The sequence below is a fragment of the Marinobacter sp. G5_S1_61_S3 genome (assembly GCF_054968585.1).
Genome location: NZ_JBQKUK010000011.1, coordinates 171,061 through 184,401, shown reverse-complemented (window position 1 = coordinate 184,401; position 13,341 = coordinate 171,061). Strand labels below are relative to the sequence as shown.

13 protein-coding genes are annotated in these 13,341 nt (G+C 57.5%); 8 read left to right on the top strand and 5 right to left on the bottom strand.

Features of this window, described 5'->3' with window-relative positions:
• Nucleotides 1–227 precede the first annotated feature (227 nt).
• Complete coding sequence (tyrS, locus tag ACTRWH_RS12975; protein WP_085681652.1) at nucleotides 228–1,430, bottom strand: tyrosine--tRNA ligase; 1,203 nt, start codon at nucleotides 1,428–1,430, stop codon at nucleotides 228–230.
• Nucleotides 1,431–1,736: 306 nt separating this feature from the next.
• Here tyrS and ACTRWH_RS12970 point away from each other — a divergent pair, with 306 nt between their 5' ends.
• Complete coding sequence (locus ACTRWH_RS12970; RefSeq protein WP_075195723.1) at nucleotides 1,737–3,158, top strand: peptidoglycan DD-metalloendopeptidase family protein; 1,422 nt, start codon at nucleotides 1,737–1,739, stop codon at nucleotides 3,156–3,158.
• Nucleotides 3,159–3,163: 5 nt separating this feature from the next.
• The gene (locus tag ACTRWH_RS12965) at nucleotides 3,164–4,261 is read left to right on the top strand and encodes an anhydro-N-acetylmuramic acid kinase (RefSeq protein WP_036203304.1); all 1,098 of its coding nucleotides are present in this window, start codon (nucleotides 3,164–3,166) and stop codon (nucleotides 4,259–4,261) included.
• 9 nt (nucleotides 4,262–4,270) lie between these two features.
• Here the strand turns inward: ACTRWH_RS12965 and erpA are convergent, their stop codons facing one another.
• From erpA to argC, 4 genes are all read right to left on the bottom strand, one after another.
• Nucleotides 4,271–4,624 carry an iron-sulfur cluster insertion protein ErpA gene (erpA, locus tag ACTRWH_RS12960; protein WP_036203301.1) on the bottom strand — a complete coding sequence of 118 codons (354 nt, stop codon included), beginning with the start codon at nucleotides 4,622–4,624 and terminating at the stop codon, nucleotides 4,271–4,273.
• Nucleotides 4,625–4,685: 61 nt separating this feature from the next.
• Nucleotides 4,686–5,162, bottom strand: coding sequence for a bactofilin family protein (locus ACTRWH_RS12955; protein WP_036203298.1), 477 nt, complete (start codon nucleotides 5,160–5,162; stop codon nucleotides 4,686–4,688).
• 1 nt (nucleotide 5,163) lies between these two features.
• Nucleotides 5,164–5,904, bottom strand: a complete 741-nt coding sequence (locus ACTRWH_RS12950) for a DUF6776 family protein (protein ID WP_036203295.1) — start codon at nucleotides 5,902–5,904, stop codon at nucleotides 5,164–5,166.
• A gap of 9 nt (nucleotides 5,905–5,913) precedes the next feature.
• Entirely contained in the window at nucleotides 5,914–6,951 is a 1,038-nt protein-coding gene (gene argC / locus ACTRWH_RS12945; protein ID WP_041332668.1) for an N-acetyl-gamma-glutamyl-phosphate reductase, read from the bottom strand.
• A gap of 133 nt (nucleotides 6,952–7,084) precedes the next feature.
• Between argC and ACTRWH_RS12940 the strand changes: the two genes are divergently transcribed.
• From ACTRWH_RS12940 to ACTRWH_RS12915, 6 genes are all read left to right on the top strand, one after another.
• Nucleotides 7,085–8,863, top strand: a complete 1,779-nt coding sequence (locus ACTRWH_RS12940) for a chloride channel protein (protein WP_075195698.1) — start codon at nucleotides 7,085–7,087, stop codon at nucleotides 8,861–8,863.
• Nucleotides 8,864–8,866: 3 nt separating this feature from the next.
• Nucleotides 8,867–9,289, top strand: a complete 423-nt coding sequence (gene hemJ, locus ACTRWH_RS12935) for a protoporphyrinogen oxidase HemJ (RefSeq protein ID WP_036203287.1) — start codon at nucleotides 8,867–8,869, stop codon at nucleotides 9,287–9,289.
• Nucleotides 9,290–9,327: 38 nt separating this feature from the next.
• Nucleotides 9,328–10,089, top strand: a complete 762-nt coding sequence (gene thiD / locus ACTRWH_RS12930; RefSeq protein ID WP_075195700.1) for a bifunctional hydroxymethylpyrimidine kinase/phosphomethylpyrimidine kinase — start codon at nucleotides 9,328–9,330, stop codon at nucleotides 10,087–10,089.
• Nucleotides 10,077–10,790 (top strand): thiamine phosphate synthase, encoded by a 714-nt coding sequence (gene thiE, locus ACTRWH_RS12925; RefSeq protein ID WP_462826473.1) that lies wholly within the window; start codon nucleotides 10,077–10,079, stop codon nucleotides 10,788–10,790. The genes thiD and thiE overlap by 13 nt, the downstream gene beginning before the upstream one ends.
• Nucleotides 10,791–10,793: 3 nt before the next feature.
• A complete protein-coding gene (gene hemL / locus ACTRWH_RS12920; protein WP_075195701.1) occupies nucleotides 10,794–12,074 on the top strand; it encodes a glutamate-1-semialdehyde 2,1-aminomutase in 1,281 nt (426 codons plus the stop codon).
• 331 nt (nucleotides 12,075–12,405) lie between these two features.
• Entirely contained in the window at nucleotides 12,406–13,326 is a 921-nt protein-coding gene (locus ACTRWH_RS12915) for a lipase family alpha/beta hydrolase (protein WP_075195702.1), read from the top strand.
• The last annotated feature ends 15 nt before the right edge of the window (nucleotides 13,327–13,341 follow it).

Genomic DNA, 13,341 nt, shown 5'->3' with positions numbered 1-13,341 from the left:
TTCGGGGCTTGCCCGATCAAGGTGGCGTATTCTACATCGAATCGCTGCCTTGTCAACCGCTTTCTGAAGAATTTTGAAACTCGAAATCTTCAATTAATTCAAACGGTTGTCTTTCAATTTCTGACCCGCCTCAGTGGCGTGCCCCTCGAAAGAGATGCGTATTCTACAGAGCTCACTCCGACTGTCAACGCGGTTTTCAATATTTTCTCAAAAACCTTACTTTTCGATCAATCCGTGATCACTACGCGAGCAATTTTCTTCTTACCCGCCTGCACAACGCAGTCGTCGCCCAGATTAAAGAAGCGATCACCCTCGTGCTTTTCACCATCAATAAAGACAGCGCCACGCCCAAGTACGTCTCTGGCAGCGGCCCCATTCTTCACCAACCCTGCGAGACGAAGCACTGTAGCAACGGGCAACTGCTCCTGCCCGGAGAGGGAAACCTCGATAGTCGGCACGTTCTCGGGTATTTCACCCAGGCCCACCCGGTTACCCGCGGACTTGTGCGCTGTCGCCGCCGCTTCAGCGTCATGGAAGCGAGTGATAATTTCTTCTGCCAGCAGCTTTTTGTAGTCCTGCGGATTTGCACCTCCGGACACTGCAGCACGAAACTCATCCACTTCCGCCAACGGCCGGAAGCTCAGCAATTCAAAATAACGCCACAGGAGGTCATCCGGCATGGACAACAGCTTGGTGTACATTTCACCGGGCGAATCATTAACGCCGACATAGTTGCCCAACGACTTTGACATCTTCTGGACACCATCCAGCCCTTCCAGCAACGGCATGGTCAATACAGCCTGCGGCTTCTGACCATAGTGCTTCTGGAGAATCCGCCCCATCAAGAGGTTGAACTTCTGATCTGTCCCGCCCAGCTCCACATCAGCCTCAAGGGCGACCGAGTCATACCCCTGAACCAGTGGATACAGGAACTCATGAATGGCGATGGGCTGCTCGGCACGGTAGCGCTTGGTGAAATCATCGCGCTCGAGCATACGGGCAACCGTATACTGCCCCGCCAGACGAATCATGTCAGCCGCAGAAAGCTTGCTCATCCAGTCGGAGTTAAACACCACACGTGTCTTTTCCTTATCCAGGATCTTGAACACCTGCTCTTTATAGGTAATGGCGTTGGCAGCAACCTGCGCTTCCGTCAGAGGCGGGCGAGTTGCACTCTTGCCGGTGGGATCACCGATCATTCCGGTGAAATCCCCTATAAGGAAGATCACTTCATGCCCCAGGTCCTGGAACTGTCGCAGCTTGTTGATCAGAACCGTATGGCCCAAGTGAAGATCTGGGGCCGTAGGATCGAATCCGGCCTTTATCCTGAGAGGGCGCCCCTCCCGGAGCTTCTCAATCAACCCTTCCTCGGGGATCAACTCATCCATGCCGCGTTTGATAACGGCCAGCGCCTCATCAATAGATGCCATGTACCACACACCCTCAATTCTGATCATTTGGGCCGGACGACAGTTACAGAGATCTACAAAAGAAATCTGTGCGTTACCAGCACCCCTGTTAAAGTGTACCTGCTCAGTTTTTGAACAAAGCCGCGTATTTAAGGCCGGGCATTATAACAATCCCGGCCTCAGAAATCCGGCCAGTATGCCAGTAACGGTAATGTTTGATGCTGTCCTGAGCGCATTTTATACGGTAATCTGTTGGACTATACTTGAACAACAGCTTTAATTAGGTAGTACAACCTACCGGAATACCGATTAAAACGGATGCGACACGTGCTGAAAATGTTTCCGAAAACCCATATCACCATTGCCGCTGCGACCAGTGTTGTCGTTGCAGCCGCTATTCTGATGAGCCCCAGCGCCGATGTAGAAGCCAATAGAATGGCTTACTCGCTGGATCTCGACGAAGGCACCGTCAAGTCGTCAGGCAAGCCGACTCCCCGCATGAACGAACAGCCCGCTGCCGACAAGATGCCAGAAGAAGACGCAACAGTAGCGCCTGAACTGGCATCCATCAGCGACGAGCCTCAGCTACCCGAAGCACTGGACACCGCTGCGGCCATGGCTGAGGTCAGCGAGCCAGAGCTGCAATGGCAGGAATACAAGATCAAGTCCGGCGACACACTTTCATCCCTGTTCGGCAAGGCCGGCTTCAACGACGGCATCATGCTGTCTGTGATCCACGGCTCTGGCGAAGCCGATAAGCTTCAGCGGCTCTATGCTGGCGAAACCATCGCGTTTGCAACCAATGACGCCGGCGAACTCGCTGCCATAGACCTCCAGCGCAACCTGCTGGAAACCCTTCACGTTGAAAAAACCGAAGAAGGTTTTACCGGCGAAACCGTGGTCCGCGAGCCTGACGTTAAACCGGCATTTGCGTCAGGCGTTATTGACGGCTCCCTCTATGTGGCGGCGCGCGAAGCCGGCATGAGCGACAGACTGGCCATGGAAATGGCGGGCATCTTCGGGTGGAACATCGACTTCGTATACGACGTTCGCAAGGGTGACCGGTTCGAAGTGGTGTATGAGGAACTGTATCTGGACGGCGAGAAATTCGACACTGGCAACATTCTGTCTGCTCGCTTTATCAATCGGGGCAAAGAGGTTATTGCCCTGCAGTACACTGACAGCAACGGTGATACTGACTATTACAGCCCGGACGGCAGCAGCATGCGCAAGGCGTTCCTGCGCACACCCATCAACGCCCGCGTCTCTTCTTCCTTCAACCTTCAGCGTCGTCACCCGGTGCTGGACGTCGTTCGCCCGCATGAGGGCACTGACTACGCCGCGCCTCCAGGCACTCCCATTAAGGCGGCTGGACATGGCAGGGTACAGTTTGCCGGATGGAAAGGCGGCTATGGCCGCACGGTCATTCTCAAGCACGGCGACAACATTACCACTCTCTATGCCCACATGAGCCGTCTCGGCAAAGGCATCAAGACCGGCACCAAGGTCAAGCAGGGCGACACCGTTGGCCATGTTGGCTCTTCCGGCATGGTGACCGGGCCCCACCTGCATTATGAATTCCGGGTCAACGGCTCTCCGAGAAACTCGCGAACGGTCAAGCTCCCTGATGCGAAACCGGTACCCAAGTCAGAAATGGCTCGCTTCAAGGGATTTGCGGAACAGCAAGTTGCCAAGTTCGAACTGTTCCGCCAAAACTACCAGCATCTAGCCCTGGCCGCTGACGAGTGAACTGAATGAAAGCCTGGATTGGATTGATGTCAGGCACCAGCATGGACGGCATTGACGCCATACTGGTGTCGTTCAACGGTCAAACAATCCAGGTGCATGCCACCCACACCACCGCCTACCCGGACGACATACGCAGACGGCTGGTCAATCTCGGCCAGAACCGGGGAACGCCGGATGATGTCGGCGAGCTTGATCACGCCGTCGGCTCACTGTTCGCCCTCGCGGCGGAAACTGTGATCGGGAAGTCCGGTTTCCCGGCCTCATCCATCAACGCCATCGGCAGTCACGGCCAGACCCTACGTCACCACCCTGATAGTTCAGCACCTTTTTCCCTGCAGATTGGCGATCCCACTGTTATCACTGAACGAACCGGCATCACGACCGTGGCAGACTTCAGGCGGCGCGACCTGGCAGCAGGCGGTCAAGGAGCGCCACTGGTGCCGGCATTCCACAAAGCCTTCTTTAGCGCTGAAGGCGAGAGCCGGTGCATCCTTAATCTTGGCGGCATCGCCAATATCACCCACCTTCCAGCGGGCGCCAATGAGCCGATCACCGGTTTTGATACAGGCCCTGCGAACGCGCTGATGGATGCCTGGTGCATGGATCAGACTGGCCGGGCGTTTGACGAGGATGGCGCATGGGCCGAGGAAGGGGAGATCAATCAGGCACTGCTAAGCGACCTGCTTTCGGATGCCTACTTTTCGCGACAGCCACCCAAGAGTACGGGTACCGAAAAGTTCAATATTGAGTGGATCAGGACTCAATTACGTCGTCACCCGGACCTTTCCGGCGCCGACGTACAACGCACCCTGCTCGAATTAACTGCAGTATCCGTCGCGCAGCAGTTGCCGCAATCGCCGGGAATGACAATATTTGCGTGTGGGGGCGGTGCTAAAAACAGGATTCTGATGCGGGCTCTGCAGCGAACCTGTAGCCCGGCCCGCCTCGCGTCAACAGATGACCTGGGCCTGGACCCGCAATGGGTAGAACCGGCGGCCTTTGCCTGGCTCGCAAGCCAGACACTCGCCGGCAAGCCCGGCAATGTTCCGGAAGTTACAGGCGCAGAGGGGAAAAGAATACTTGGGGCGGTGTACTACGCCTGAACACGCACGTCAGATCGAGAAGGAGCTACCACAGCCACAGGTGGAGCTGGCATTGGGGTTCTGAACGACAAATTGCGACCCCTGCAACCCTTCCTGATAATCCACGGTTGCCCCGACCAGATACTGGTAACTCATAGGATCCACAAGCAACATCACGCCATCCCTTTCGATGACCGTGTCTTCCTCATCCTGCGCTTCATCGAATGAGAAACCATACTGGAAACCGGAACAGCCGCCACCGGTCACAAACACGCGAAGCTTGAGGTCGGAGTTGCCCTCCTCATCCACCAGCTCCCGTACTTTGGATACCGCGCTGTCACTGAAAAACAGCGGTGTGATTGCCTGTTGCTGAACTACACTCAAGTCCGCCTCCGGTTACAGAAAAATCTGACCTGATTATCATATTCCTGACTAAAACAATCAACTATTCCTTGCCAGGTACCTCTACCGACTCTTCCTCCGCCTGCTTCTCTTCAGGAATGACTCTGCCGGCAGCATCAGATTGCTTGTCCCTGCTCAACAAACCCGCGGGCTCGTTCTGGTGAACCAGGCTCCCGTTAACGGACGCGCCCATAGCCATCTCGATCAGATTGTAATAGACATTGCCATGGATGGAGGCTTTTTCGGCCAGTTCAAGGTGCGTTGACGCGTACACATCGCCGTGAACCGTGCCGTTTACGATCACATGAGGGGCGACAATGTCACCCTCCACGGAACCCACCTCAGACACCCTTAACACCGCGTCGCCGCCTTCTTCGGCAACGACCCGGCCGCGGATAGTGCCATCCACATGCAGTCCACCGGAGAAATGCACATCCCCCTTAACCGTCGTGCGGGACGAAACCAGGGTATCGAAGTGCCCAGCGGGGCGCCTAGGTTTCTGTTTCTTTTTGCCAAGCATTTTAGTTCTCCGTCAATTCATCCCAATCAAAAGTTCGTTCGGCCTGGGACGATTTACTGCCTTCTGCACGGGCGACCACCTGCAGCTCAACCGGCTCGAAACCGTCCGGCACTCGTAAAAGCCCCTCTATATCCTGAAAATACCGGAAGCGGAACTTGACGCCCAGATCGTCGATATCGTCCGACAGGTCCCTCAGCGCGATCACTTCTTTCTCTTCATTTCGCATACCAATGACGTTCACCGCGACCACGCCCGATATATAACTCTTGTTGTCACCGATCTGGGTGAGCACCAGCTTAAAACCATAGGTGTCGTCCTGGCGCCCCTGCTGCATCGTGAACCGATCCACCTGCAGCCCTTTGCTGGTTTCCGAAGGTGCCATGATGTTTTTATAGAAAGTCAGATCCGCTTTCAGTGACGCGATCCGGGTTTCCAGATCAACAATGCTCCTTCTCGCCTGATTCAGGGCTTGTGCATCTATGGTTCGCCCCCGCTCCAGGTTGACCAGTTGCTGGCTGGCCTCGCGGTTTTGCTCTCGAAGGTCTTCAACCTGCTCTTCCAGCAGGTCGCGGGACTCTTCGGCAGTTGAAAAACGGAATCCACCCTGCGCCATACCGGTCACATACCCCAGCACCGCAGCGAGGATGGAAAACGTCAGCAATATCAAGCTTCGGCGCAGCCGGTACCCCGGGCGATGCCGGATGACAACGTATTCTTCAGCGGGTTTTCTGTGTTCGCTCACCGGTCAGACCTATGGTAGCAGCGCGGGCGCTTCCAGCCCGAGGGTTTCCTTGAGGTCAAACATGATGTTCATGTTCTGGACCGCCTGCCCTGCCGCACCTTTTACCAGGTTATCAATGACCGATGAAACGATCACAATATTGCTCTGCTCCTGCCGGTGAAGAGCCATACGGCAGTTGTTGGCACCACGGACACTGCGGGTTTCCGGATGACTGCCAAATGGCATCACGTCCACAAAAGGCTCATCCCGGAAGCGGTCTTCGAACAGCGACTGGAGACGGTCAAAATCAGCAGGGTTCCGAAGCTCTGCGTATAGCGTTGCCTCGATCCCCCGGACCATCGGAATCAGGTGTGGCACGAAGGTAACACCGACATCACCACCCGCCGCCTGGGACAGGCCCTGACGAATTTCCGGGAGATGGCGATGGCCAGATGCGCCATAGGCCTTGAAGCTCTCGCCCACCTCACCGTGCAGCATACCGATCTTGCCCTGACGTCCGGCACCGCTGGCGCCCGACTTGGCGTCCGCGATCAGTCGTGACGGATCGACCAGCCCGCTCTCCAGCAATGGCAGAAAGCCCAACTGGACAGCTGTGGGATAACAGCCCGGGTTAGCCACCAGTTGTGCTGTACGGATCTTGTTCCGCACCACTTCCGGCAGGCCATAAACCGCTTTCTCCGCCCATTCGGGACTTTCATGAGGCATGCCGTACCACTCGGCCCAGACATCCAGATCCCGGAGGCGGAAGTCCGCTGATAGATCCACAACACGGGTTCCGGCAGCCATCAGTTCCGGCATCATCCGCATGGCCACACCGTGGGGCGTGGCGAAAAAGACCAGATCACAGGCTGCCAGCGTTTTTACGTCCGGCTCGGAAAAGGCAAGGTCGTAGTGGCCGCGAAGGTTCGGATACATATCTGCGACCGGCATGCCGGCCTCGGAACGCGAGGTGATGCAACTCACCGTCACGTCCGGATGAACCGCAAGAATCCTCAGAAGCTCAACACCGGTATAACCGGTTCCACCTACAATGCCTACTTTTATCACCTGTTTCTCCAGCTGAAATCGGGTTCATAACACACCCATAGTCTAACATGATAAACCAATGACTTATTGCAGCCCGAGCGGCGCTGGTTACAATATCGTCAAGAAACCACTCGTCCCTGGAAAACCGGCGTTCATGCGTAAACTGAGAAACAAGATCACTGGAAACTTGATCCCGGTTTTCCGGCGCCGGCTGTCCGGTGTCGACGCATTGCCACAACTGGCGGTTCTCGGATTGCTATCCGGCCTGTTTACCGGTGGCGTGATTCTGGTTTTTCGCCTGGCCATCGAATGGCCACTCGAGTACTTCCTGCCTGGCGACGGCTCCGAGTCGTTTGAAGAGCTGGACATTCTTACCCGCGCCATCCTGCCGTTGGCCGGCGCCATTGCGCTGGGCCTGCTGATGCACAACCTGGCAACCCACGACCGCAAGGTTGGCATCGTGCACGTCATGGAACGCCTGAACTACCATCAGGGCTATATTTCCGTTCGCAGCGCCCTCGTCCAGTTCGCCACCGGTGTCAGCACCGTTGTTACCGGCCAATCCGCCGGCCGGGAAGGCCCCGCCGTACATCTTGGGGCAGCCATCTCCAGCTTGATGGGGCAATGGATGCGGCTACCCAACAACAGCATCCGGACATTGGTTGCCTGCGGCTGCGCGGCCGCTATTTCCGCGTCGTTCAACACCCCGATTTCCGGCGTTATTTTTGCCATGGAAGTGGTGATGATGGAATACACCATCGCCGGTTTCACCCCCATCATCCTGGCATCCGTGACCGCGGCGGTGGTTACCCAGGCCGCGTACGGCTCGGAGCCAGCGTTCAGTGTGCCGCCGCTGACCATGAACTCCCTGCTGGAAATCCCTTGGATCATCGCCATTGCAATCATTATCGGGGTCGCGGCGGCGGCCTTTATACAACTGATCGACACCACCGGCCGCCACCACCATCGCCCGGTATTACTGCGACTCACCATCGCCGGACTTCTCATGGTGCCCTTTGCCATCGTTGTACCGGAAGTGATGGGGATCGGGTACGACACGGTGCAGTTCACGATCGACAACCAACTGCCCTTCTGGCTATTGCTGGGCGCCGGCATCGCCAAGTTGTTGATCACTTCGGTCACCCTCGGCCTTGGCATGCCCAGCGGCGTGATTGGCCCCACCCTGTTCATGGGAGCCACACTGGGAGGAGCCATGGGATTGATTGGCGCCCAGATACTGCCGGATATGGCATCGTCCGTGGGCTTTTACGCCATGCTGGGCATGGGCGCCATGATGGGGGCCGTGCTGCAGGCGCCACTGGCAGCGCTCATGGCGCTGATGGAACTTACCAGGAATCCCCACATTATTCTGCCAGGCATGCTGATCATTACGACCTCGAGCCTGGTAACCAGCGAAGCCTTTGGCAAGAAATCTTTGTTCCTGACCATACTCAAGAGCCAGGGCCTGAGTTACCAGAACTCGCCGGTTATCCAGGCTTTACGGCGCGTGTCCGTTGGCGCCATCATGGACAGGAACATCCTGCGCACCGAACGCTTCCTGTCGCGTGAAGAAGCCAGAAAAATCCTCAAATCCGAACCAAAATGGCTGGTGGTGGAAGGCAGTAGCGGCCCCACTGGCCTGCTGCCGGCGGTGGATCTTGCTCGCTACATGGAAGACACCAAAGCGCCGGCAACAGACAGCGAAGAAGACACAACACCAGAGCAGATTGACCTGATGGACATTCCCGCCAATCGCCGGGACATCGCACCGGTGCAGTACCAGGCGACCCTGGAAGAAGCACTGAACGAATTTGACCAGACCAGCGTAGAAGCCCTCTACGTGCAGCGTCATGTTGCCCCGATGATCCAGCGCGTCTATGGCGTTGTGCTGAAATCGGATATCGAGAGCTACTACCAATACCGACGGAGTTGATGAATGTTGTGGGTCAAAGCCCTGCATATTGTGTCCATGGTGTGCTGGTTCGCCGGCCTTTTCTACCTGCCAAGACTGTTCGTCTATCACGCCGCCTGTGAGGACGAACCTGGCCGCCAGCGCTTCAAGATCATGGAGCGCAAGCTCTATCGGGGAATCACCACACCGTCTATGGTAGCAACGGTTGTTTTTGGTCTCTGGCTCATCGGTTACAATGTCGAAGGTTATATGAGCCAGGGCTGGATTCACGCCAAACTGTTGTTGGTGGTCCTGCTGATCGGCTACCACTTCTACTGCGGACATCTGGTGAAGGTGTTCCGCGATGACCAGAACACCCGTAGCCACGTGTTCTACCGCTGGTTTAACGAGATGCCCGTTCTGGCACTGGTCGCCATCGTCATTCTCGCTGTCGTCAAACCCTTCTGAGGAGCCCGACTATCAACCTTAACAGCCGTCCTCACGTTCTGATTATTTCTGGCCTGGATCCCTCCGGCGGCGCCGGCATCCAGGCTGATATCCAGGCAGTGACCGCCCTGGGCTGTCACCCGCTGCCTGTGTTGTCCTGCCTGACCGTGCAAGACACCCGGAACGTCTACAACGCCACCGCAACGGATCCGGACATCGTCCGCCAACAACTGGAATGCCTGGCCGGGGACACCCCCATTCATGCCATCAAAACCGGAGCCCTCGGCAACGCCGATGTGGTGGATGTACTGGTGGATTTTCTCGCCAACCACCCGGACATCCCTCTGATTACCGATCCGGTGATCAAGGCCGCCGGTGGCGGCGACCTCGCCGACGAAGCGCTGATTGCACGCATGAAGGAACGCCTGTTCCGACACGCAGAGATGATTACGCCCAACAGCATTGAATTGGCCCTGCTGGGCGAGAACGAAGATCCGGCGCAAGCGGCCCGCAAGCTGCTAAACGCTGGTTGCCAGTCCGTACTGGCCACGGGGGGGCATGGCGAAGGCGAGGACATCATCAACACTCTCTACCACCAGTCTGAAGAACCGTCCCATTTTTACGTTGAGCGGGTTGGTGGTGAGTATCACGGCACCGGGTGCACCCTGGCGGCCTCGATCGCCGCTGGCAGGGCATCAGGCCTCTCAGCCGGGGCAGCGATTGACCAGGCGCAGGACTATGTCCTCCGTGCGATCCGGCACGCACTGCGAGTCGGCAAAGGGCAACCGGTACCCGACCGGGGCATTCCATGGCAGAGCTAACGCCTTCCGGCACTTTCAGTGCCCAGGCCATCGCCAAGGGCCTGAAGCCAGGCCTCTACGCCATTACCGACAGCCAACTGTTACCGGAAGACCGACTGCTGGTCGCGGTTGAGGCGGCCCTTCGAGGCGGAGCCGTGTTGGTACAGTACCGTGAAAAAAAGGCGCCGGAGCCAGAACGGCTGAAACAGGCGCAGGACCTGGCGGCCCTTTGCCACAATGCCCGCGTGCCGCTGATCATCAACGATGATCCCGAACTGGCCCGTCGCTGCGGAGCCGCCGGTGTGCACTTGGGTCAGTCCGATGGCTCCCTGGCCCTGGCCAGACGGCAGCTTGGTGACCATGCCATCGTCGGTGCAACCTGCCATGCCGACCTGGCACTGGCGTCCCGGGCGGATGCGGACGGCGCCGACTACCTGGCCTTCGGCCGCTTCTTTAACTCAACCACCAAGCCTGACGCACCCGTTGCCGAGCCTTCAGTTCTGACCAAGTCACGGCAGTTTGGCAAACCCGTAACCGCCATTGGGGGCATTACTATAGATAACGGCGAAGGCCTGATCCGCGCCGGCGCCGACCTGCTGGCCGTGGTCGGCGGCCTGTTCGATGGTGACGTTGCCACCATTGAAGAGCGCGCACGCCGATTTAGCCGGCTGTTTGCGCAACATCACCCACTTTTTTCATCGTCCGTATCTCAGGAGTCCTGAACCATGACCCAGTCCGAAACCCTATTCGAACAGGCTCAGAAATACATCCCTGGAGGCGTCAACTCTCCAGTCCGGGCCTTCCGGGGAGTCGGCGGTACCCCGCTGTTTTTCAAGCACGCCGACGGCGCCTACCTGTACGACGAAGACGATCGCCGCTACATCGATTACATCGGCTCCTGGGGGCCCATGATTCTTGGCCACGGCAACCAGATCATCAAGGATGCGCTCCATGCCCAGGTCGATCAGGGCATCGGTTACGGAGCACCGACAGCGATCGAAACCGAAATGGCCAAGAAGGTCTGCGAACTGGTCCCTTCCATTGACCTGGTGCGCATGGTTAATTCCGGCACCGAGGCCACCATGAGCACGGTTCGACTCGCCCGCGGCTATACCGGCCGAGACAAGATCGTGAAGTTCGAAGGCTGCTATCACGGCCACGTGGATTCACTGCTGGTGAAAGCCGGCTCCGGCGCGCTGACCCTGGGTGTCCCCAACTCACCGGGCATTCCCGCCAGCCTCGCGGAACATACGTTGACCCTGGCGTTCAACGATATTGAAAGTGTTCGGGAAACCTTCGCAAAAATGGGCGATGAAATCGCAGCCATCATCGTTGAGCCAGTGGCGGGCAACATGAACTGCATACCGCCTGTCCCCGGTTTCCTTGAAGCGTTGCGGGAGGTATGCGACGAGCACGGCACGGTATTGATTTTCGATGAGGTCATGACCGGCTTCCGTGTCTCCCTCGGTGGCGCTCAGGAACTCTACAGTGTCACACCGGACCTGACCGCCCTGGGCAAAGTAATTGGCGGCGGCCTGCCTGTTGGCGCGTTTGGCGGCAAGCGGGAGATCATGGAACACATTTCGCCACTGGGGCCGGTCTACCAGGCCGGAACTCTGAGTGGCAACCCGCTGGCCATGTGTGCCGGGCTGGCTACATTGAACGCCATTTCAGAGCCGGGCTTCCATGACCGGTTGACGGAAAAGACCAATGCCGTGCGCGATGGGTTAAAGGAGGCTGCGGACAGCACCGGCGTCCCATTGGCAGTGCAAAGTGCTGGCGCCATGTTCGGCTTCTTCTTTACCGACGCCCCCAGGATCACACGCTTCGACCAGGTCATGGCCTGCGACGTAGAGCGGTTCAAAAAATTCTTCCAGGGGATGCTCAAGGAAGGTGTTTACCTGGCGCCTTCAGCCTTTGAGGCCGGCTTTACCAGCGCAGCCCTGACCGATGACGACATCCGACAGACAACGGAAGCGGCACGCCGTGTCATGAAAACGCTCTGAACGCGACCGATTGATCCCTGACCCCGAAAGCCTGTCAGCAACAGGGACATGTCTTTCGGGGCCCCAGGGGTGACCCGCATCACACTTCTGACCGCCCAAACCGCCCCGGCCCCTCCTGCCGTTGACTTCACTCACCCTATGATCAAATTATGGTCAGATCTCGGACAAGAGATGCACTGACTGCGACCATCTAACAATCACAAGACAGAAGTCAGCGCATGGACGCCACGCAGTACTGCCTTGGACTGCCCCAAAATGCAGTAGTCGGCACAACCTGTTAGGTCGAGCCGCAGTTTGACAATAAATACAACAGCAAACTGTAGGTGCAACAATGAAACAATGGATCAAGGTATTCGCCATGCTGGTGGCACTGGCATGGTCGGCGCCATCAATGGCCTGGTGGTGGAATTCCACGCCATCCAACTACACCGACACCCGCTATCCGGTGGTGTTGGTTCACGGTATGTTCGGATTTGATTCAATTGCGGGAGTAGACTACTGGTATGGCATTGCCGAAGACCTGCGCAAGTACGGTGCCGATGTCTACACCACCCAGGTACCCGCTCTGGACAGCACCATCGCCAGGGGTGAGGCACTGCTACCACAGATCGCCTCAATCGCAGCGGTTCATGGCAAGGTAAACCTGATTGGCCACAGCCATGGCGGGCCCACCGCTCGATACGTCGCACGGGTAAGGCCGGATCTGGTGGCCTCGGTAACCTCCGTGGGCTCCCCCCACAAAGGCTCACCGGTTGCAGACCTGATCCACGGATCTCCGGCGGACGGTCTTGCGGCATCACTGGGTAACGCACTGGGCAGCCTGATCGACCTGCTCTCCGGTGGCGGCTACAATCAGGACCTCCAGTCCAGCCTCTACTCACTCACCACCGAAGGCAGCGCCGAGTTCAACAACTTCGCCCCCGCCGGCGTTCCGGCCAGTGCCTGTGGTGAAGGTGCCTATTCCAGCAACGGCGTGCGCTTTTATTCATGGGGTGGCACTGGCGTACTGACCAACGTGCTGGACCCATCCGACGTACTTTTGGGCACCACCAGCCTGGCGTTTACGTTCAGCCCCAACGATGGATTGGTAGGCCGCTGCAGCAGCCATTTTGGCAAAGTGATTCGTGATAACTATTTCATGAACCACCTGGATGAGGTGAATCAGGCTCTTGGACTGCATAGTCTGTTCGAGACTGACCCAAAAACCGTCTTCCGGCAGCAGGCCAACCGCCTGAGAAATGCCGGGCTTTAAATAGCCCCGTTCGCC

Excerpts from the sequence above, each read along its gene's own strand:
- ACTRWH_RS12915 (WP_075195702.1), top strand. The coding sequence starts at position 12,406 with ATGAAACAATGGATCAAGGTATTCGCCATGCTGGTGGCACTGGCATGG.
- tyrS (WP_085681652.1), bottom strand. The coding sequence starts at position 1,430 with ATGGCATCTATTGATGAGGCGCTGGCCGTTATCAAACGCGGCATGGAT.
- ACTRWH_RS12955 (WP_036203298.1), bottom strand. The coding sequence starts at position 5,162 with ATGCTTGGCAAAAAGAAACAGAAACCTAGGCGCCCCGCTGGGCACTTC.
- hemJ (WP_036203287.1), top strand. The coding sequence starts at position 8,867 with ATGTTGTGGGTCAAAGCCCTGCATATTGTGTCCATGGTGTGCTGGTTC.
- thiE (WP_462826473.1), top strand. The coding sequence starts at position 10,077 with ATGGCAGAGCTAACGCCTTCCGGCACTTTCAGTGCCCAGGCCATCGCC.
- ACTRWH_RS12940 (WP_075195698.1), top strand. The coding sequence starts at position 7,085 with ATGCGTAAACTGAGAAACAAGATCACTGGAAACTTGATCCCGGTTTTC.
- hemL (WP_075195701.1), top strand. The coding sequence starts at position 10,794 with ATGACCCAGTCCGAAACCCTATTCGAACAGGCTCAGAAATACATCCCT.
- ACTRWH_RS12965 (WP_036203304.1), top strand. The coding sequence starts at position 3,164 with ATGAAAGCCTGGATTGGATTGATGTCAGGCACCAGCATGGACGGCATT.